Annotated in this window: 18 protein-coding genes; 9 read left to right on the top strand and 9 right to left on the bottom strand. The window is 68.3% G+C overall.

The window, feature by feature from the left end:
• Positions 1–51 precede the first annotated feature (51 nt).
• Positions 52–1,755, top strand: coding sequence for a hybrid sensor histidine kinase/response regulator (locus tag ACP7AZ_RS13750; protein ID WP_426039198.1), 1,704 nt, complete (start codon positions 52–54; stop codon positions 1,753–1,755).
• On the opposite strand, the gene ACP7AZ_RS13745 is transcribed toward ACP7AZ_RS13750, so the two are convergent.
• A complete protein-coding gene (locus ACP7AZ_RS13745; protein WP_426039197.1) occupies positions 1,752–2,114 on the bottom strand; it encodes a phage holin family protein in 363 nt (120 codons plus the stop codon). The two genes, ACP7AZ_RS13750 and ACP7AZ_RS13745, sit on opposite strands and share 4 nt — an antisense overlap.
• Before the next feature lie 152 nt (positions 2,115–2,266).
• Here ACP7AZ_RS13745 and ACP7AZ_RS13740 point away from each other — a divergent pair, with 152 nt between their 5' ends.
• Complete coding sequence (locus tag ACP7AZ_RS13740) at positions 2,267–2,575, top strand: CsbD family protein (RefSeq protein WP_426039196.1); 309 nt, start codon at positions 2,267–2,269, stop codon at positions 2,573–2,575.
• A gap of 217 nt (positions 2,576–2,792) precedes the next feature.
• Here the strand turns inward: ACP7AZ_RS13740 and clpA are convergent, their stop codons facing one another.
• From clpA to ACP7AZ_RS13720, 4 genes are all read right to left on the bottom strand, one after another.
• Positions 2,793–5,105 (bottom strand): ATP-dependent Clp protease ATP-binding subunit ClpA, encoded by a 2,313-nt coding sequence (gene clpA / locus ACP7AZ_RS13735; RefSeq protein ID WP_426039195.1) that lies wholly within the window; start codon positions 5,103–5,105, stop codon positions 2,793–2,795.
• 12 nt (positions 5,106–5,117) lie between these two features.
• Positions 5,118–5,450: an ATP-dependent Clp protease adapter ClpS gene (clpS, locus tag ACP7AZ_RS13730; protein ID WP_426039194.1), complete on the bottom strand. Its 333-nt coding sequence runs from the start codon at positions 5,448–5,450 to the stop codon at positions 5,118–5,120.
• A gap of 71 nt (positions 5,451–5,521) precedes the next feature.
• Positions 5,522–6,271, bottom strand: a complete 750-nt coding sequence (locus ACP7AZ_RS13725) for a hypothetical protein (protein ID WP_426039193.1) — start codon at positions 6,269–6,271, stop codon at positions 5,522–5,524.
• On the bottom strand, positions 6,268–6,771 hold the full coding sequence (locus ACP7AZ_RS13720; protein WP_426039192.1) for an RNA polymerase sigma factor: 504 nt from the start codon (positions 6,769–6,771) through the stop codon (positions 6,268–6,270). Before ACP7AZ_RS13720 ends, ACP7AZ_RS13725 begins: the two co-directional genes overlap by 4 nt.
• Before the next feature lie 106 nt (positions 6,772–6,877).
• On the opposite strand from ACP7AZ_RS13720, the gene ACP7AZ_RS13715 reads away from it, so the two are divergent.
• On the top strand, positions 6,878–8,176 hold the full coding sequence (locus ACP7AZ_RS13715) for a S8 family serine peptidase (RefSeq protein WP_426039191.1): 1,299 nt from the start codon (positions 6,878–6,880) through the stop codon (positions 8,174–8,176).
• Positions 8,177–8,267: 91 nt separating this feature from the next.
• Positions 8,268–8,942, top strand: a complete 675-nt coding sequence (locus ACP7AZ_RS13710; protein WP_426039190.1) for a hypothetical protein — start codon at positions 8,268–8,270, stop codon at positions 8,940–8,942.
• A 219-nt stretch (positions 8,943–9,161) separates the two neighbouring features.
• On the opposite strand, the gene ACP7AZ_RS13705 is transcribed toward ACP7AZ_RS13710, so the two are convergent.
• Positions 9,162–9,653 (bottom strand): phasin family protein, encoded by a 492-nt coding sequence (locus tag ACP7AZ_RS13705; RefSeq protein ID WP_303694318.1) that lies wholly within the window; start codon positions 9,651–9,653, stop codon positions 9,162–9,164.
• Between the two features lie 294 nt (positions 9,654–9,947).
• On the opposite strand from ACP7AZ_RS13705, the gene ACP7AZ_RS13700 reads away from it, so the two are divergent.
• The gene (locus ACP7AZ_RS13700; protein WP_426039254.1) at positions 9,948–11,456 is read left to right on the top strand and encodes a D-alanyl-D-alanine carboxypeptidase; all 1,509 of its coding nucleotides are present in this window, start codon (positions 9,948–9,950) and stop codon (positions 11,454–11,456) included.
• 763 nt (positions 11,457–12,219) lie between these two features.
• On the opposite strand, the gene ACP7AZ_RS13695 is transcribed toward ACP7AZ_RS13700, so the two are convergent.
• Positions 12,220–12,555: a hypothetical protein gene (locus tag ACP7AZ_RS13695; protein WP_426039189.1), complete on the bottom strand. Its 336-nt coding sequence runs from the start codon at positions 12,553–12,555 to the stop codon at positions 12,220–12,222.
• A 101-nt stretch (positions 12,556–12,656) separates the two neighbouring features.
• Between ACP7AZ_RS13695 and gatB the strand changes: the two genes are divergently transcribed.
• On the top strand, positions 12,657–14,159 hold the full coding sequence (gatB, locus tag ACP7AZ_RS13690) for an Asp-tRNA(Asn)/Glu-tRNA(Gln) amidotransferase subunit GatB (protein ID WP_426039188.1): 1,503 nt from the start codon (positions 12,657–12,659) through the stop codon (positions 14,157–14,159).
• Positions 14,160–14,238: 79 nt separating this feature from the next.
• Here the strand turns inward: gatB and ACP7AZ_RS13685 are convergent, their stop codons facing one another.
• Positions 14,239–15,255, bottom strand: coding sequence for a glycerophosphodiester phosphodiesterase family protein (locus tag ACP7AZ_RS13685; protein ID WP_426039187.1), 1,017 nt, complete (start codon positions 15,253–15,255; stop codon positions 14,239–14,241).
• A gap of 33 nt (positions 15,256–15,288) precedes the next feature.
• Here ACP7AZ_RS13685 and plsY point away from each other — a divergent pair, with 33 nt between their 5' ends.
• Positions 15,289–15,927, top strand: coding sequence for a glycerol-3-phosphate 1-O-acyltransferase PlsY (gene plsY, locus ACP7AZ_RS13680; protein ID WP_426039253.1), 639 nt, complete (start codon positions 15,289–15,291; stop codon positions 15,925–15,927).
• A complete protein-coding gene (dprA, locus tag ACP7AZ_RS13675; protein WP_426039186.1) occupies positions 15,924–17,006 on the top strand; it encodes a DNA-processing protein DprA in 1,083 nt (360 codons plus the stop codon). The genes plsY and dprA overlap by 4 nt, the downstream gene beginning before the upstream one ends.
• Here the strand turns inward: dprA and ACP7AZ_RS13670 are convergent.
• Positions 17,003–17,128: a hypothetical protein gene (locus ACP7AZ_RS13670; protein WP_426039185.1), complete on the bottom strand. Its 126-nt coding sequence runs from the start codon at positions 17,126–17,128 to the stop codon at positions 17,003–17,005. The two genes, dprA and ACP7AZ_RS13670, sit on opposite strands and share 4 nt — an antisense overlap.
• Positions 17,129–17,357: 229 nt before the next feature.
• On the opposite strand from ACP7AZ_RS13670, the gene topA reads away from it, so the two are divergent.
• Positions 17,358–20,003 (top strand): type I DNA topoisomerase, encoded by a 2,646-nt coding sequence (topA, locus tag ACP7AZ_RS13665; RefSeq protein ID WP_426039183.1) that lies wholly within the window; start codon positions 17,358–17,360, stop codon positions 20,001–20,003.
• The last annotated feature ends 111 nt before the right edge of the window (positions 20,004–20,114 follow it).

The raw sequence follows: 20,114 nt of genomic DNA, 5'->3' as shown, positions 1-20,114 counted from the left end.
AACAGTGATTACGTGCGCGCTTTTGCAGGACGCTACCGGGCCATATTCCCGGTGCGTATCGCGTTCATCGTGGCCTTCTGCATCTTGGCCGTCTGGATCCTGGACTGGACCTGGGCCGCCAATTTCGCCGTCTGCCAGCTCGGCCTCTACGCCCTGCTGTGGTCGGTGGTCGAACGGGCGCGTCTGCATCCGGAAACGCCGGGCGCCTTCGTCGCATTGAAGCGGTGGACCGAGACCGTCGCCCTGACGCTCGCCCTGCACACCAGCGGCTACATCCTGATGCTGCTGACGCACCACCCCCAGTACCTGAGGCACGCGCTGCTGCTGATCATAGGCAACCTGATGGTGGGCGCCCTTCAGGTTCACATCAGCCGCCGGAGCTTCGCCGCCGCCGTCGTCCCGCCCATCATCGCCTTCGCCTTCATCGTCTGGAACCGGGTGCATTGGGACCCTGCTTTGCTGGCCAGCATCGTCATGTTCGTCGCCGGCGTCATCGGCGCGGGCTGGCGGCAGCTGGAAAGCGACCGCCAGACAGTCGAGCTTCAGGTCGACCTGATCCAGCGGTCACGGGCCCTCGAGACCGCCCTGACCGAAGCCGAGGCCGACCGCGCCCGGGCCGACCGCGCCAATATGGCCAAGTCCCGCTTCCTGGCCATGATCAGCCACGATGTGCGCACGCCCCTGAGCATCATCATGGGCGTCGTTGAGATGCTGAAGCGCAAGAAGCGGGCCAGGGCCGAGACCGAGCTGGTCGCCGACATGAGCGACGCCGGCGCCATTCTGCTGCGTCTGCTGAACGGCGCCTTGGACCTGTCCAGGATCGAATCCGGCCAGGTCGACGTCCGCCTCGCCCCCGTCGACGTGCGGGAGGGCATCGAGGGCATAGGCCGCGTCTGGCGGCACCGCGCGGGGGAACTGAACCTGGATCTGCAGGTCGATTGCGAGGGCGACCCCGCCGACTTCCGCGTCCTGGCCGACGCCGGCCGGATCGAACAGGTGGTCATCAACCTGCTGTCCAACGCCCTGAAGATGACGCCGAAGGGCACGGTGCGCTTGCACGCCCGCGCGCGTGCGGCCAACGACGACGCGACCGTCCTGGACATCGAGGTCGAGGACCAGGGTCCCGGCGTGCCGGAAGATCAGCACGCCCGCATCTTCGAACCGTTCGAACAACTGGACGGTGGCCGCGCCGCCGGCGGCGCCGGTCTCGGTCTCGCGATCTGTCGCTCCAGCGTGGAGGCCATGGGCGGAACCCTGGGGGTCCGCACGGCCGAGAGCGGCGGCGCCGTCTTCTGGTTCCAGATCACCGCCCAACGCGCGGACCCGGTCGTCCAGACCGTCGCGCCGGCCTATGCGCCCTCCAACGGCCGCCTGTCAGTCCTGGCCGCCGATGATCACCCCGCCAACCGCAAATTGCTGGCCCTTTTTCTGGGCCAACTGGAGGTCGAGACCACCCTGGTCGAGAACGGCGCCGAGGCCGTCAAGGCGGCGGCCGCCCACAGCTACGACCTGACCCTGATGGACGTGATGATGCCCGTGATGGACGGCGTCGCGGCCCTGCAGGCAATCCGTGCGACGGGCGCCTCCGTGCCGATCCACAAGCTGACCGCCAACGTGTTCGAGGAGGACGTGGCCCGCTACATGGCCGCCGGCGCCGACGGGGTGCTCAGGAAGCCCATCGAGATACCGGCCCTGCACGCGGTCCTGGCCCAGGTCAGCGAGGCGAACGCCCCGCCGCTGCTGATGGCGAGCTAGATCTCTCGAACGCGGCTCTCGTCCGGGATCACCGAGCCGGCGATCCAGCTGACCACGCCGGTCACGATCGCCGCGCCCACGCCCGCCCACAGACCCTCGACCACGAATCCGCCGAGGAACATGGCCACCAGGCCGATGGTCGCCGCATTCACGACGAGCAGGAACAGTCCAAAGGTGATCACCGTAAGCGGGAAGGTCACGAAGACCAGGATCGGTCGCACGATGGCGTTGACCAGCCCCAGCAGCACCGCCGCCGCAATCAGCGAGCCCGTCGACAGGAACGCCACCCCCGGCACAAGATACGCCGCCAGCCACAGCCCCAGCCCCGTCACCACCGCCTGCAGGATGAATCTCAGCATCGTGGTCTTGCTCCCGGTTTCGCCATTATTTTCACGCTTGATATCGTCCTGCATAACCGCCCTCGCAACCATCCATGTGCGAGGAACCCGGGCGGTTCGCGCGCGCTAAACGGACACGCCTCCCCGGCACACACCCTGAAAGGATTTTTCGCATGACTGACCAACGTATCGACGGCGCCGCCAACGGCGTCAGCGGCAAGATCAAGTCCGGCCTCGGCAATCTCACGGGCGACACGAAGCTGCAGCTCGAAGGCAGGTTCGACGAGGTGAAGGGCAAGGCGCTCGACTACTACGGCCGCGCCATCGACCAGCTGGAAACCCTGTCCGACCGCGCCCCGGAAGACCTGCGCGGCCCGGTCAAGACCGGCCTCGACTTCGCCCGTCGCAAGCCCCTGCTGACCACCGGCATCCTCGCCGGCATCGCCTTCCTGATGGCCGGCTCGGGCCGCCGCCGCTACTAGGCTTCGACCGCCAGAACACGAAAGGCCCGGGATCGCTCCCGGGCCTTTTTGCAATTCAATCCTCCCTGTTCGCCGCTTGGCGAATGGGGAGGTGGCGGCGAGCTCTTCGCGAGCTGACGGAGGGGTTCTTGGCGCACGCGGAAAGAACCCCTCCGTCTCTCCGCTTCGCTCCGAGCCACCTCCCCATCGCTACGCGACAGGGAGGAGACATCGGTCCCTAGACCGTCTCGCCATCGACCGTTTCCTTCACCGGACCGCCCGAGGCGGCCTTGATGTCGAAGACGATCTTGCCGTCCTTCAGCTCGACCTTCACATGGCCGCCGCGCGTCAGGCGTCCGAACAGGATGTCGTCGGCCAGCGGCTTCTTGATGTTCTCCTGGATGACCCGGCCCAGGGGGCGGGCGCCATACAGTTCGTCGAAGCCGTTCTTGGCCAGCCAGTCGGCCGCGTCGTCGGACAGTTCGATGGTGATGTTGCGGTCCGCCAGCTGGGCTTCCAGCTGCAGGACGAACTTGGTCACCACCTGACGAATGACCTCAGGCTGCAGGGCCTTGAACGAGACCACCGCGTCCAGACGGTTGCGGAACTCCGGCGCGAACAGGCGCTGGATGGCCTTCTCGTCCTCGCCCTCGACCTTGCCGCGGCCAAAGCCGATCGAAGCCCGGGCGTTGTCGGCCGCCCCCGCATTGGTGGTCATGATCAGGACCACGTTGCGGAAATCGACCTTCTTGCCGACGGCGTCCGTCAGCATCCCGTTGTCCATGACCTGGAGCAGGATGTTGTAGACGTCCGGGTGGGCCTTCTCGATCTCGTCCAGCAGGACCACGGCGTGCGGATGCTGGTCGACGGCGTCGGTCAGAAGCCCGCCCTGGTCATGCCCGACATAGCCCGGAGGGGCGCCGATCAGGCGGCTCACCGTATGCCGCTCCATGTATTCCGACATGTCGAAGCGCAGCAGCTCGATGCCCAGGGTGGCGGCGAGTTGCTTGGCCACCTCGGTCTTGCCCACGCCGGTCGGGCCGGCGAACAGGAAGGAGCCGATCGGCTTCTGGGGATCGCGCAGGCCGGCGCGGGCCAGCTTCATGGCCGAGGCCACCTGTTCGATCGCCGAGTCCTGACCGAAGACGGCCCGGTTCAGGTCCTTCTCCAGTTCGCGCAAGCCTTCGGTGTCGGACTTCGACACCGACTTCGGCGGGATCCGCGCCATCTTGGCGACGACGGCCTCGACCTCCTTCTGGCCGATGACCTTCTTGCGCTTGTTCTCGGGCAGCAGCATCTGCGACGCCCCCGCCTCGTCGATCACGTCGATCGCCTTGTCGGGCAGTTTGCGGTCGGTCATGTAACGGGCCGACAGCTCCACGGCCGAGCGGATCGCCGCATCGGTGTAGCGCAGCTTATGGTGGCTCTCGTAGGCGGTCTTCAGCCCCTTGAGGATCTTCACCGTGTCCTCGACCGTCGGCTCGTTGACGTCGATCTTCTGGAAGCGACGCACCAGGGCGCGGTCCTTCTCGAAGTGCTGGCGATACTCCTTGTAGGTCGTCGACCCCATGCAGCGCAGGGTGCCGGACGCCAGGGCGGGCTTCAGCAGGTTGGACGCATCCATCGCCCCGCCCGAGGTCGCGCCCGCGCCGATCACCGTATGGATCTCGTCGATGAACAGGATCGCGTTCTCGTGGTTCTCCAGCTCCTTGACGACCTGCTTCAGCCTCTCCTCGAAGTCGCCGCGATAGCGGGTGCCGGCCAGCAGCGCGCCCATGTCGAGGCTGTAGATGGTCGCGCCTTCAAGCACGGCCGGGACCTCGTGGTTGACGATCTTGAGCGCCAGGCCTTCGGCGATGGCGGTCTTGCCCACGCCGGGTTCGCCGACCAGCAGCGGATTGTTCTTGGTCCGGCGGCACAGGATCTGGATCGCCCGGTCCACCTCAGCATGACGGCCGATCAGCGGGTCGATCTTGCCCTTGCGCGACTTTTCGTTGAGGTCGACGCAATAGGCTTCCAGCGCCTCACCGCCCGACTTCACCGCGGCGGCGTCCTCGGCCTCCTCCGGCGACTGGCCGGCAGTCTTGGCCGGACGTTGCTCGCTCATGCCCGCCTTCTTGGCGATGCCGTGGGCGATGTAGTTGACGGCGTCGTAGCGCGTCATGTCCTGCTCCTGCAGGAAATAGGCGGCGTGGCTTTCGCGCTCGCTGAAGATGGCGACCAGCACGTTCGCGCCGGACACTTCCTCGCGGCCCGAGGACTGCACGTGGATCACCGCGCGCTGGATCACGCGCTGGAAGCCGGCGGTGGGCTTGGCGTCCTCACCGTCCGAGGTGGCGAGCGCAGCCAGGTCAGTGTCGACATAGAGCGTCAGCGCCGTCTTCAGCGCGACCAGATCGACATTGCAGGCCTTCATCACCCCGCTGGCGTCATTGTCATCGATGAGGGCCAGCAGCAGGTGTTCGAGCGTCGCATACTCGTGGCGGCGTTCGTTGGCGTAGGAGACCGCGCGATGCAGGGTCTCTTCAAGAGGACGTGAAAATGAGGGCATGGGGAGATCCTCTCAGTCTTTTTCCATAGTGCATTGCAGCGGGTGCTGGTGACGGCGCGCCGTCTCGACCACCTGGGCGACCTTGGTTTCGGCCACTTCGTAGGTGAAGACGCCGCACACACCGACGCCATGCTGATGCACATGCAGCATAATGCGGGTCGCGTCCTCGCGGCTCTTCTGGAAGAACCGCTCCAGCACATAGACGACGAATTCCATCGGCGTGTAGTCGTCGTTCAGGATCAGCACTCGATACAGCGAGGGCTTCTGAAGCTTCGGTTTCGTTTCGGTGATGGTGCCAGCGCCGAAGCCCTGATCCTGTCCTTCACCTGACCTTTTGGTTGGCATCGTCGTCCGTCATTTCGGGGGAGTCGAAACGCTATGTAGGAAGTGTCAGCCGGTTTTGGAGTCGCGTCCAGTCACGGCTGTCGTGAAACGCCCGCGGAGCGCTGGCGCCATCCACCGTTTCGCGCCTGCGCTTCATCAGCCGCGCCGAGAGTTTCGCCCGCGATCGTCGCATCGACGAGGTCCAGCACAGCCTCGGGCGTATCGCTCCCAGCCATCCGGATATCGCCCGACGAGGGCGCCAACGGCGCCAGCACCTGCATGGCCCAGCCGTGGTCGCGCCGACAAGCCAGGCCCGCCACTCCGGCCTCAGCCGCCTGGAAGGTCCGGCACCAGCGCCCCTCCCCATCCCTGAACGTCAGCCCCACGGATCGGCCCGCTCCGTCAGCTCCGTCGGCGTTCAGTCGCGTGTCCAGCACCCGGACCAGCCCTGGGTCGGCCAGCGCCCCGCCTTCGACGCGGAGATCCTCGGAACGACCGTCCAGCAGCGGCCCCAGCGCCAGCCCGCCGACGAAGGCCGCCGTCGCCAGTCCGCCCCAGATGACCGCCCGGCGCGGCGCCAACGCCTCCGCCAGAGCCCTGCCGATCCCTTCGAACGGCGACGGCCGCCTCGATGCCGCGATCAGCCGCGCCAGATCCCTGTCGCGCGCATCTGTCGCGGCCGGGAAGGCCCCCACCGCCGCCGTCCGCGTCCTCCGCAGCGCCGCAATCCGGGAGGCGATCGTCGGGTCCGCCTCTGCCGCCGCATCCACGGCAGCCGCCTCTGTCGGGCCCAGTTCGCCGTCGACCCGGCGCATCAGGATTTCGTCGTCCAGCCGGGTCATCCGGTCACTCCTTGTTCGGCCAGGGTCTGGATCAGGCTCTGCCTGCCCCGGACCAACCGGCTCGTCAGCGTCCCAGCGGGCACGCCCAGCACCTTGGCCGCCTCGGCGTAGGAAAGCCCTTCGACCAGCACCAGGGCGACGGCGCGCCTCTGATCGTCCGGAAGGGCATGTATGGCGTCGCGCGCCGCCAGGGCGTCCGCACGCAGGCTTTCGTCGGCCTGGCTCAGGTCCGCCACCCGGACGGTGGCGTCGTCCTCTGCCGCCACCACCCTGCCCCAGCGCAGGATCGATCGGCCTTCGTCTATCGCGATCCGTCTCATGATTGTGAAGGTCCAGCTGTCGAGCCGCGTGCCGTCCCTGAATTTCGACCGCGACGCCAGCGCCCGCTCGACGGTCTGCTGGACCAGATCCTGCGCATCCGCATCGTGGGGCCGCAGAACACGTGCAAAGCGGCGCAGGCGCGGAAGCAGCTCCACAAGCCCCGTCTGAAATTCGTCCAAACCCCTACCTCGTCCATGTCGGATGAAACGACCGGCCCCGTTCGTTTCATCCATGGCATAGGACGAATGTAAGGCCGTGCCGCGCACGACGGATGAAAGGAAGACGATGGCTCTGGCCAGACGGATCACAGCCAAGGGGATCGCGGGATGCCTGGCGCTGGCGGCCCTCGCGGTCGCCACCCCGTCATGGGCGCAGCTGGGCGGCCTGCCCGGGCCCGCCCTGCCGACCCTGCCGTCCGCCCTCATGGATCGACTGCCGCGCGGGGGCGATGATCTGATTGATCGCACTCTGGACCGCGCGCTTCAGGCGCCGGCCCGGCTGGACGGCCTGATCCGCCGCTCGCGTGGCGCGCTCCAGGCCGATCCGCTCGGCTGGCCGGTCGCCGCCGGAGAGATCGTCGCCATCGACCTGTCGCCCGACGCCCGGGCCCTAGCCCTGGCAGCGGGGTATTCCGTCCTCCGCGAGGAGCCGCTGGAGGCGCTCGGCCTCTCCGCCACCGTCCTCTCGCCGCCGCGACGGACGTCGCTCAAGCGCGCCGTGGACCGCCTGCGCCGGATCGCGCCCGACACGGACGTCGCCTTCAACCATGTCCACGTTCCGGCGAGCATGGAGGGCCCGGGCGCGACCGGCGGCCTCGCCGCGACAGGTGCCCAGGCGACGAACGCCCGACTGGGTCTGATCGACACCGGCATCGACGTTACCCACCCGGCCTTCACCGGGTCCGGCGTCACCCAGCGCGGCTTCGCCGGTCCCGCCCGGGTCGGCGCCCACGGCACGGCCGTCGCCTCCCTGATGATCGGCCGCAGCGGCGCCTTCGCGGGCGGGTCGCCCGGCGCCGACATCATGGTGGCCGACATCTACGGCGGACAGGCGGCGGGCGGCACCGCCACCGGCCTCGCCCAGGCCCTGGCCTGGATGGTCGAACAGCGCGCCACCGTCGTGAACGTCAGCCTCGTCGGCCCCCGCAACGCCCTGGTGGAACGCGCCGTCGCGGGGGCCCAGGCGCGCGGCGTCACCCTGGTCGCCGCCGTCGGCAACGACGGCCCCGCCGCCCCGCCCCTCTACCCCGCCTCCTATGACGATGTGGTCGGGGTGACCGCGGTCACCGCGCGCGACCGGGCCCTGCCCGAGGCCGCGCGCGGGCCGCAGGTCGATTTCGCCGCCCCGGGCGCCGACATGGCCGCCGCCGGCTCGGCCGGAAGCTGGACGACCGTGCGCGGTTCCTCCTTCGCCGCCCCCATCGTGGCGGGTCTTCTGGCCCGGGAGACCGTCTCGGCCCTCGCGGAGACAGCCGTCGACCTCGGCGAACGCGGCCGGGATCCGGTCTATGGCGCGGGTCTGGTCGGCGCCCGGTCGCGCGTCGCTCCGGACGCCATGGGCGCCCGGGGCCGGTTGTCGCGCTGAAAAATCGTCGCCCGCCCGGGATGAAACCGGGACGGCCGGTCGTTGGACCCTGTGCGGGCGTCACGCCCCAAGAGCCACAGGAGATCCTGACATGAACAAGACACTCACCCTGGCGACCGTCGCCTTCGGCCTGGCCCTGGCCGGCGGCGCCCAGGCCCAGATCCTCGGCGGATCGGGCGGACTGACCGGCGGTCTCGGCGGCGGACTAGGCGGCGGCCTCGGAGGGCTGGGCGGAGCCGGTTCCTTCGGCGGGACCGGATCCCTGACCGGCGGTCTCGACGCGTCGCGGCTGCGGGATCGGGCCACGGACGGTCTGACCCGTGCCGAACGCCGCACCCAGGCCGCACAGGCGCGCGCCGCCGCTGCGGCCTCCCGCGCCGGCGACCGGACCGGAACCGCGGCGGCCAACGGCCAGGGCGCCCTCGGCGGAACGCTCAATCGCGCCGGGTCGCTGCAGGGCGAGGGTTCCGGTGTCCTGAACGGCGCGGCCGCCTTCACCGATGGCGCGCTCTCGGGCTCAGCCTCTGGCAACGGCCAGGGCGGCCTCGTCTCGGCCCCCGCTGTCGAGCAAGACGCCGCCAGCCCGGTGTCCGAGGACCAGGCGGCAGCCCCCGCAGCCGATCCGCAGCCCGTGGCCAATGATCCCCCGGCCCGTACACGCGCCCTCAACGGCGCTGGCGGCTTCAACGGTGCGACCGCGGCAAACCGCAACGGCGCATCGGTCTCGGCTGGCGCGACCGCTTCCGGCTCTGCACGTCGCGACTGATCCCCACGGCGACGCGCATGAAGAAGGCCCCCCGGATCGCTCCGGGGGGCCTTTTCGTTACGCGACGGGAAGGTCGGGTCGCCTTAGAGCAGGATCGGCTGAGGAGGAATCGCTTCGCGATTCCGCTGATGCCGTGAATCCTGCTCCAGATATTAAGCGAGAGTCTGATTCACGCTTTCGACAGAAGCGCGCAGCGCTTCCATCTCAAGCGATCAGGCTCTAGCGGGCGGCCTGGAACTTCTCGACCGAGGCGGTGACGCGCTCGTTGATGGGCTTGAAGCTGTCCTTGACCGAACCGGTCAGGGTCTCGGTCATCTTGGTGACTTCCGAAAGATAGGTTTCCATCGCCGATTTGGCGAAGTTGGTCTGCAGTTCGATCAGCTCCTGGATCGAACGGGCTTGCGAGATGGTCTGGGCGGCGGCGACGCCGTTTTCCCAGCTCGTCTTGCTGTAGGAAACGACCTGGGCCGACAGGGCCTCGGCGCCCTTCTGGGCGGCGGTGGCCGAGGCGGTCAGGGCTTCCAGGTTCTGCTTCGACTGAGCCGACAGTTCAGCCATCGTGGCCGAGGTCTTCTCGACGCCTTCGCGCAGGGCTTGCGTGCCCTTGGCCTGGAGCTGTTCGGCCTGGGCCTTGAACTGCTCGCCCTGGACCTTGGCGGTCGCGGTGGCCTGTTCGATGGTCTTCTTCACGGTTTCGGTGCTGTCAGCCATGGTGGTCTCCTGAACCTGATGTGGCGGTTGCCCCGCCTGAATGGTGCTCTCGCCGGTAGAGTCCCGGATCGACGAGGCTTTTATGGTGCAGTTGCGAACAAGGGTCAAGGATTTTTTGTGCAGTGCACCATCTTATCGCTGTTCACCTGTTCGCCTGTCAGGACTGGTTCGTTCAAATCCGCGTTGATACCTGCTTAACCACCGTGAAACCTGCGGTCCTCATGCTAGGTTCTTCACTTGCGTCGCGCCGGGGGGCCGTCGCCGCGTCACGGATGTAAGAGGCTTCGCTTGGCGATGATGCGTACCGGATCGACCCCACTCCGTCGCCCCACCCTGCACAGGGTCGTCGCAGGCCTGTGTGCACTCAGCCTTCTGGTCGGCCTGGCCGGCCTCGGCTTCAACCGGGTTCAGGCCCAGTCGGGCGAGAACAGCCGCTACGCCGCCATCGTCGTCGACGCCGGCACCGGAGAGGTCCTGTTCGCCCGCCACGCCGACAGCCGTCGCTATCCGGCCTCCATCACCAAGATGATGACCCTGTATCTGGTATTCGAGGCGCTCGAAAAGGGTACGGCGACGCTTGACGACATCATCACCGTCTCGCCGCTCGCCGCCTCCCAGCCGCCATCCAAGCTGGGCCTCGCCGCCGGCCAGACGATTCGTATGGACGACGCCATGCGCGCCACGGCCGTCCGCTCGGCCAATGACATGGCCATGGCCCTCGCCGAAGAGATCGGGGGCTCCCAGGCCCGCTTCGCTTCGATGATGACGCTGAAGGCCGAGGAGCTGGGCATGACCCAGACCCGCTACGTCAATCCGAACGGCCTGCCCGACAGTCGACAGCTGACCTCGGCCCGCGACCTCGCCATCCTCGCCCGCGCCATCATGCGCGATTACCCCCAGTATTACAGCTACTTCGGCCTGCATGACTGGAACTATCAGGGCCGCGAGTACCGCAACACCAACGGCCTGCTGCTGAGCGGCGCCGGCTATGACGGCATCAAGACCGGCTTCACCAACGCCTCGGGCTACAATCTTGCGGCCTCGGCGGTCCGCAACGGCAAGCGGGTCATCACCATCGTGCTCGGCGGCCGGTCCAGCCCGACGCGCAACGCCCATGTCGCCTCCCTGATGGACACCGGCTTCGAGGTGGAGAACCGCCGCGCCGCCGGTGAGCGCATTCAGGTGGCCCAGGCCTTCTTCGAGGCACGCGGCTTCGGCATCGGCGGCCCAGATACAGGCGGCGCCGTCGCCTATGCGGCCCTCAACGGTGCCCCGGCCGAGGTCGAGGAAGGCCAGGGCTCCAGCGGCATCGCCTACGCCTCCTTGCCCCTGCCTGCATCCCAACCGGTGGCTCCGACCGCCTCGCCGCCGGGTTATACCCGCGCGACGCCAGTCCCGCCCGCCGCAACGCCGCCAGTTCGCCGCGCCGAGGCGATCCCGGCTCCCAGAACCGGGAACCTGACCGCCAGCCTCAACGGCGGCGTCGCCCCGCCCCCCGGCGCGACCTCAAGCCTGAACCGCGGCGCCGTCGCCAATCCGCCTCGCCCAGCCGCGACGCCGCCCGCCGGCCGCTGGTCCGTCCAGGTCGGCGCCTTCCGCGACGAAACCGTGGCCCGCAACTGGCTGACCGAAGTCAATCGCCGCTTCCGCACCCAGTTCACGGCCGCGGAACGGAGCGTCGCCAGCGCCGCCGGCTGGCATCGCTCACGCTTCACCGGCATGACCGAGGCCGCCGCACAGTCCGCCTGCGAAGCCCTCGCCCAACGTCGCGTCACCTGCATGGTCGTCCGCCCCGGCGGCTGACACCGGCGCCTCGCATCCTGCGGAAGGGCCCCATACCCATCAACGGATCGTCCGAATCCGCCTTTGAAATCAATACCCGGCTTTATTTAGAGCCTTTATCGCAGGCGCTCTCCGAACCGGGCGTACACTTCTCCCGTCCCGTCGCGAGGGGAAGGCGTCCTGGGCCCAGGACCCGGACGTGCGAGGGGGCGCGATCGAGCGGGAAACTGCATCGCTGCGCGCGGCCGAGGACCCTGATCCGGCGAGGACCTGGATCTGTGGAGGCACGAACCGGCGTTGATGCAGGACTGTCTGCGGGGTGACAAACCGTGGAGCCCGGAGGGACCTGACACCCTCCGCCCGTCGTGGGCTTAGGTCGGACTGGGTTTAAGCGGCGCAAAGGTCCGGGGGTCGAACAGACACCACCCCGGCAGGCTGCACGAAGCCCGTCACCGGCCGCTCGCGTGAACCGGTCGCGACGGAGCCCCGGCGCGAGCCGAAAATGCTCATCCGGTCCCCGTAACGCGAAAGCAGGGGGCCATATCGGTTCCGGGCGACCGCCCGGGCTCCGTCGGCTTCCCCGACCCGTTCACAGCGGAAGAGCGATGACTCACGTCCAGTCTTCTCCCTCCCCCTCGAGGGAGGGTGGTCGGAGCCGAAGGCGAAGACCGGGTGGGGGCGGCAAGGCAAAGCCCCGCAACCCAGTATCCGCATCGCCCTGCCGCCCCCGCCCCGTCGCTGCGCGACGCCCCTCCCCCCGAGGGGGAGGGAGAGCCGAAGCCGCCTAGTCCGCCGGCAAGGCCTTCAGGTCGGCGTCGATGGCGGTGATGATCGCCGGAGTGACCGCGCCGCCCGACATCGGGGCAACCTGGCCCAGGGTCATGTCCTGGAACTGCGGCAGGGCCGGATGCTGGCTGACGCCCGGCAGGTGTTTCTCGACCACGGCGGCGGTCGCCGGATTGGCCAGCAGGTCCTTGATCGGGCTGTCGATGGTCGGCAGGGCGGCGGCCGGAGCCGCGTGGCCGGCGTGGGCCGAGTGATCCTGAGCGGGGGCGGTCTGGGCGAAGGCGGCAGTGGAAACGGCCGCAAGGGCGGCGGCGGCGAGGACGGACTTGATCATGGCAACACTCCGGAAGGTAAAGAACCCCAAATGACCCGCAAATCGCGACGGGCTCAAGACAGGAACTTTCGCTGCGGCGCACGCGGCGCTAGGAAAGCCGGATGACCGACACCCTCTCCTCCCCGAAACTGATCCAGGGCCGCACCGGCGACTGGGAAATCGTCATGGGTCTGGAAATCCACGCCCAGGTCGCCTCGAAGGCCAAGCTGTTCTCCGGCGCCGCCGTCGGCTTCGGCGCGGGCCCGAACGAGCAGGTGTCGCTGATCGACGCGGGCTTCCCCGGCATGCTGCCGACCCTGAACAGGCACTGCGTCGAACAGGCCGTGAAGACGGGTCTGGGCCTCAACGCGGCGATCAATCGCAAGAGCCAGTTCGACCGGAAGAACTATTTCTACCCCGACCTGCCGCAGGGCTATCAGATCTCGCAGCTCTACTTCCCCATCGTCGGCGAGGGCGTCGTGGAGGTGGAGGCCGAGGACGGCTCCTTCTTCAACGTCGGCATCGAGCGCCTGCACCTGGAACAGGATGCGGGCAAGCTGATCCACGACCTGTCGCCGACCGAGAGCTATGTCGACCTGAACCGGGCGGGCACGGCGCTGATGGAGATCGTCTCGCGCCCCGATATCCGCTCGCCGGAAGAGGCGGTCGCCTACGTCAAGAAGATCCGCACCATCCTGATCTATCTCGGCACCTGCGACGGCGACATGGAGAAGGGCAACCTTCGCGCCGACGTCAACGTCTCCGTCTGCCGCGTCGGCCAATACGAGAAATTCAAGGCCACAGGCGACTTCAGCCACCTCGGCACCCGCTGCGAGATCAAGAACGTCAACTCGTTCCGCTTCATCTCCCAGGCCATTAACTACGAGGCCCGTCGCCAGATCGAGATCCTCGAGGACGGCGGCAAGATCGTTCAGGAGACCCGCCTCTACGACCCCACGGCCGGCGAGACCCGCTCGATGCGCTCCAAGGAAGAGGCGAACGACTATCGCTACTTCCCGGACCCGGACCTGCTGCCGCTGGAGCTGGAAAAGGCCTGGATCGACGCCATCAAGGCCGACCTGCCGGAACTGCCCGACGCCAAGCGCCGTCGCCTGATGGCCGACTACGGCCTGTCGCAATATGACGCCGTGGTCCTGATCTCCGAACAGGCCAAGGCCGACTATTTCGAGGAAGCCGCCAAAGGGCGTGACGCCAAGCTGGTCGCCAACTGGGTCACCAACGAACTGTCGGCGCGTCTGGCCGCCGACCACAAGGATTTCTCCGAAAGCCCCCTGCCCGCCTCCCAGGTCGCCGAACTGGTCGCCCTGATCGAGGAGGGCGTGATCTCCTCCAAGATCGCCAAGGAAGTCTTCGACCACGTCTGGAACGGTGAGGGTTCGCCCCGCGCCGTCGTCGAGGCGCGCGGCCTGGTCCAGGTCAACGACACCGGCGCCATCGAAAAGGCCGTCGACGAACTGATCGCCGCCAACCCCGACAAGGCCGCCGCCGTCGCCGAAAAGCCCCAGGCCCTCGGCTGGTTCGTCGGCCAGGTCATGAAGGCCACCGGCGGCAAGGCCAACCCGGCCTCGGTTAACGAGATCCTGAAGGCCAGGCTGGGTCTCTGACATCGAAAGGCCCGCCCGGATCGCTCCGGACGGGCTCTTCATCATGGGTCCGCTGGCAGACCGTAAAGACACGCGGGCCTCAGCGCGGGCATCGCTGCGCCGCAGCCAGCTGGACGCCGAGTACCGACTGCACAGCGAGCGGCGCGTCGGTCGCGATCACGACCGCGCCCTGGTCAAACAGGGCGCGGTATTCGGACAGGTCGCCGTCCATCGCATACTGGTCGTCCAGCCGCCGGCCCGGCGCGCCGAGCGTGCCGAACTGGACCTCCACGCCCGCCGCGGCGAGCGACCGCCAAAGCGCGGGCCGGACTTCCCGCGTGCCTGTCCAGGCCAGGATCTGCGGCACGCTCAGTCCCTCGAGACCCGCGACGTCGTCGAGTCCGGCTGAGATCATCATCTCGGGCGCCAGGACCGCCACGGCGCGGGCCGTCTCCGACGAATAGGTGATCAGGATGACCCGGTCCCCGGCGCCCGCAGCCCGCACCTCGGAGATGACGGCCCGCGCCAGGGTGATCGTCGCCGCCTCATCGGCAGGCTTCAGGTCGATGCTGGCGATGGCTCCCGCACGACCGGCGGCGACCACCGCCTCGCGCAGCGTCGGCGGCGGCGCGTCGGTCACATCGCCGTTGGTCGCTTCAAGCCGCGTCGCGCGAACCTCGGCGAAGGTCAGATCCGCGACCCGGCCCGTCCCCGTCGAGGTTCGCTCCATCGTCTCGTCGTGCATCAGCACCAGCCTGCCGTCCCGGGTCAGAACCGCATCGATTTCCACGATCGCGCCCGGAATTGCTCGCCCCGTCGCCTCGATAGCGGCAATGGAGTTTTCCGGCTGGTCATCGGCCGACTGCGCCCGGTGCGCCGAGATGGCCACACCCCCGCTCTGTCTCACACAGTCGAAATAGGCTGCTAGGGCCGGCGCGTCCGATGCGTTTCGCATCGGCGTCACCGCGCATCCGGAAGCCAGAAGGGCGGTCATCAGCGCGGGAGCGAGGAAGCGGGTCATGGGGCGGCCTGTACGATCGAGGCTGTCCTCATAGCCCTCCAGATCGACTGGCGTAAGACAGGCGCGTCCCTTGCCCGCGCCGCGCCACCGACGCATGTTCGGGGCCAACGAATGTCGGGAGAGAATCGGTTGCAGGATCTTGTGGCTCCAGCCTTGGGCACGCTCGCGGCGGTGGCTGTCGGCGGCTACCTGCTGGGCTCCATTCCGTTCGGCGTGCTCATCACCCGCGCCGCCGGAGCCGGCGACGTGCGCACTATCGGCTCCGGCAACATCGGCGCGACCAATGTGCTCCGCACCGGCCGCAAGGATCTGGCGCTCGCCACCTTGCTGCTTGACGCGGGCAAGGGCGCCGCCGCCCTGCTGATCGCGCGGCATCTGTTCGGTTCGGACGTCGCGGGCGCCATCGCCGGCGGCGCGGCCTTCCTCGGCCACCTGTTTCCCGTCTGGCTGGGCTTCAAGGGCGGCAAGGGAGTGGCGACCTTCTTCGGCCTCCTTATCGCCGCCTGCTGGCCACTGGGCCTCATGGCCGGGGCCACCTGGCTGCTCGTCGCCTTCGCCCTGCGGTATTCGTCACTGGCGGCGCTGGCGGCCGCAGCGGCAGCACCGATCTATGCCCTGCTGCCCCTGCCCGCCTTGGCCCTGCCGGCCGCCCAGCCGATCTTCTGGCTGGCGATCGTCACGGCGGTCCTGATCTACATCCGGCATAACGAGAACATCGGCCGCCTGCTGAAGGGGACCGAGCCCCGTATCGGCGCCGCGAAAACGTGAGCCTCCCGGAAGCCGAGCGCTTCGCCCGCCTGCGCCTCGCGCGAGCAGAGAGAGTCGGCCCGGTTTCCTTCCGGCAGCTTCTGGACCGGTTCGGCGGCGCCGGGCGCGCACTGGACGCCCTGCCCGACCTGATCCGAAAAGGCGGCGGCCACGGCTACAGCCTGCCGCCAGTCGAGCAGATCGAACAGGAGCTGGCGGCCGGCGACCGCGCCGGAGCCGGGCTTCTGGTGCTCGGCGACGCCGCCTATCCGCCGATGCTCGCCGCCGTCGATCCGCCGCCGCCGGTTCTGTGGACTCGGGGCGACGTCGCCCTGTTCTCGCGCGAATCCGTCGCCGTGGTGGGCGCCCGGGTCGCCTCGGCGGGCGGTCAGCGGATCGCGCGCGGCCTCGCCCAGCAGTTGGGACAGGCGGGGTTCGTCGTTGTCTCGGGCCTGGCGCGCGGTATCGATTCAGCGGCTCATGCCGGGGCGATCGCGACGGGCACGGTTGCGGTGCTCGGCGGCGGGGTCGACGACGTCTATCCCTCCGAGAACGCCGGCCTCTATGACCAGATTGTCGAGCGAGGCTGTGTCGTGTCTGAAAGCCCGATGGGCGCGCGGGCCCAGGCGAGGGATTTCCCGAGGCGCAACCGGATTATCTCCGGCCTGTCGCGCGGCGTGATCGTGGTCGAGGCCGAACTTCGTTCAGGGTCCTTGATCACCGCGCGCCCGGCCAACGAGCAGGGACGGGATGTCTTCGCCGTACCGGGTTCACCACTGGATCCCCGCTCGAAGGGGCCGAACGAACTGCTACGGCAGGGCGCCATCCTGTGCGAAGGGATCGACGATGTCCGCCGCGCCTTCGAGACGCTGAGGACACTCCGCGAACCTCCGGTCGATCATCCCTTCGAGGGGGCTCCGGACGACATCGACGCTGCCTTCCTCAACAGGGTCGCAGACCTCCTTTCGCCGACGCCGACGCCGCGCGACGAGATCGCCCGCGCCCTTGACGCGCCGATCGGCGAAGTGGCCGCCGCGCTGCTGGAGCTCAGCCTCGCCGGGCGGGCGACCCTGCTGCCGGGCGGATCGGCCTCGATCTAGGCCGGGCGACGCCGGCCCGGCTCGGCGCGTTGCGCCCCGGAGCGCCTCAAAGGCTCGCCGGCCAGGGCCGCTGCGCTTTCCAGCAACCGTCCCAGCGCCATGGCGCTGATGTATTCACGCACGGGGAAATCCGTCGTTGCTTCGTCCTGCGGGGCCCTGATCGGGGTCGCTCCTGCCGTTTCACTCGCGCGCTGCATCGCCATAGCCCTTTCCATAGCCACCGGAGCCATTGGATACAACCTTGGGTATCTTGGCAACCTTAACGAGAGAATGAGCTGCAATGTCTCGCCCGGTTGACAGGGTTCGCAACCCCAACCACGTTCTGCCCCCCTCCTCCCAGACTGAGCCGTAATGAATCTCGTTATCGTCGAGAGCCCCGCGAAGGCCAAGACCATCAATAAATACCTCGGCCCGGACTTCGAGGTTCTGGCGTCCTACGGGCACGTTCGCGACCTGCCGTCCAAGGATGGATCGGTGAAGCCGGACGACGACTTCTCGATGGATTGGGAGATCGACGCCAAGGCGTCCAAGCGTCTCTCGGAGATCGCCGAGGCGGCCAAGCGCGCCGACCGCGTCATCCTGGCCACCGACCCCGACCGCGAGGGTGAGGCGATCAGCTGGCATGTTTTGGAAATCCTGACCAAGAAGAAGGTGTTGAAGGACACGCACGTCGAGCGCGTCACCTTCAACGCCATCACCAAGTCGGCCGTGCTCGAAGCCATGGCCAATCCGCGCCAGCTCGATATGGAACTGGTCGAGGCCTATCTGGCCCGCCGCGCGCTGGACTATCTGGTCGGCTTCACCCTGTCTCCGGTCCTGTGGCGCAAGCTCCCCGGCGCCCGTTCTGCGGGTCGGGTTCAGTCCGTCGCCCTGCGCATCGTCGTCGACCGCGAGATGGAGATCGAGCGGTTCAAGGCCCAGGAGTACTGGTCGATCGAGGCCGACCTGGCCGCCGACAGCCCGCCCTTCACCACGCGTCTGGTCAAGCACGAAGGCAAGCGGATCCAGCGTCTGGACATCCCCTCTGAGTCTGTTGCGTTCGCCGCCCGCGACGCGATCAAGGCCGGCGATTTCACCATCAAGTCGATCGAGAAGAAGCCGGTCCGCCGCTTCCCTTCCCCGCCCTTCACCACCTCGACCCTGCAGCAGGAGGCGTCGCGCAAGCTGGGCTTCGACGCCCAGCGCACCATGCGCGCGGCCCAGAAGCTGTACGAGGGCGTCGATGAGACCGGCGGCCTGATCACCTATATGCGGACCGACGGCGTCCAGACGACGCCCGAGGGCATCGCCCAGGCGCGCGAAGTCATCAGCGAGACCTTCGGCCCGGCCTTCGTCCCGGCCGAGGCCCGCTACTACAAGACCAAGGCCAAGAACGCCCAGGAGGCGCACGAGGCGATCCGCCCGACCAATATCGCCCGCCGCCCCGACAGTCTGCGGCTCGAGAGCGACCTGCAGCGCCTCTACGAACTGATCTGGAAGCGGATGGTCGCCTCCCAGATGGAGGCCGCGCGTCTGGACCGGACCACGGTCGAGGTCGAGACGCCCGACGGCCAGACGGGCCTGCGCGCCACCGGCCAGGTCGTGACCTTCGACGGCTTCCTGGCCGTCTACGAGGAAGGCCGCGACGAGAAGCAGAAGGGCGCCGAATCCGAGGAGGACGACGACACCGCCCGCCTGCCCGCGCTGAAGGAAGGCGCGAAGGCGAAGGTCGAGGCGATCCGCACCGAACAGCATTTCACCGAGCCGCCGCCCCGCTTCTCCGAGGCCACCCTGGTCAAGAAGCTGGAAGAGCTCGGCATCGGCCGGCCCTCGACCTATGCCTCGATCCTGACGACCCTGCGCGACCGCGAATACGTCCGGATGGACAAGAACCGCTTCTATCCCGAAGACAAGGGACGGCTGGTCACGGCCTTCCTGGAGCAGTTCTTCCGCAAATGGGTGGAATACGATTTCACTGCGGCGCTGGAGACCCGGCTGGACGAGGTTTCGGCCGGCGAGCTGAACTGGAAGGTGCTGCTGCGCGAGTTCTGGAGCGACTTCCATGTCGCGACCCAGGCGGCGGGCGAACTGCGCACCACGGCCATCCTGGACGCCCTGAACGAGAGCCTGGGGGCGCACATCTTCCCGATGAAGGAAGACGGCTCGGACCCGCGCGAATGCCCCCTGTGCAAACAGGGCCAGCTGAGTTTGAAGACCAGCCGCTTCGGCGCCTTCGTCGGCTGCTCGCGCTATCCCGACTGCAAGTTCACCCGGCCGGTGGCGGCCCCCGATGCAGCCGACGGCGGCGCCGAGGGCGGTGACCGGGAGCTGGGCGTCGATCCGGTGACCGGCCTGCCGGTACATCTGAAGATCGGCCGCTTCGGCCCCTATGTCGAAACCGCCGTGCCGGATGAGGAGAAGCCCAAACGCTCCTCCCTGCCCAAGGGCTGGAGCCCGGCGTCGCTGACGCTGGAGCAGGCCCTGCGCCTGCTGGGCCTCCCGCGCGAGGTGGGCGACCACCCCGAGGACGGCAAGCCGATCACGGCGGGTCTGGGTCGCTATGGCCCCTTCATCCTGCACGCCGGCACCTATGCCAATGTCGCCGACATCGACGAGGTGTTCGAGATCGGCCTGAACCGCGCCGTGGTCCTGCTGGCCGAGAAGCGGGCCGGCGGGTTCAAGGGCCGGGGCGCCGCCACAGCGCCGCTGAAGGACCTGGGCGCCCACCCCGAAACGGGCGAGCCGGTCCACGTCATGGCCGGCCGCTTCGGGCCGTATGTGAAGTCGGGCAAGATCAACGCCACGCTGCCCAAGGGCACGGCGCCCGAGGACATGACCATGGATGTCGCCGTGCCCCTGCTGGCCGCCCGCGCCCTAGTCGCGCCCAAGCCCAAGAAGGCCCCGGCGAAGAAGGCGGCGCCCAAGGCTGCCGCGGCGAAGAAACCCGCAGCCAAGAAGCCGGCCGCGAAGAAGGCCGCCCCGAAGAAGGCCCCCGCCGCGAAGAAGGCGGCGGAGTAGTCGCCGGATTCCCCGCCGGCTCCGGCTGGCGGGTCTGGGCCTTCCGGACTCCGGAGAATTCAGTACAGATCGTCCACTGAGTCCGGCTGGCCCGAACGCGAAAACACCGTG

Origin of the sequence: Brevundimonas sp. DC300-4 (assembly GCF_049897365.1) — a bacterium.
In the GTDB taxonomy this organism is placed as follows: domain Bacteria; phylum Pseudomonadota; class Alphaproteobacteria; order Caulobacterales; family Caulobacteraceae; genus Brevundimonas.
The sequence above is the reverse complement of the archived record's forward strand: the minus strand, read 5'-3'. Positions and strand labels throughout refer to the sequence as shown.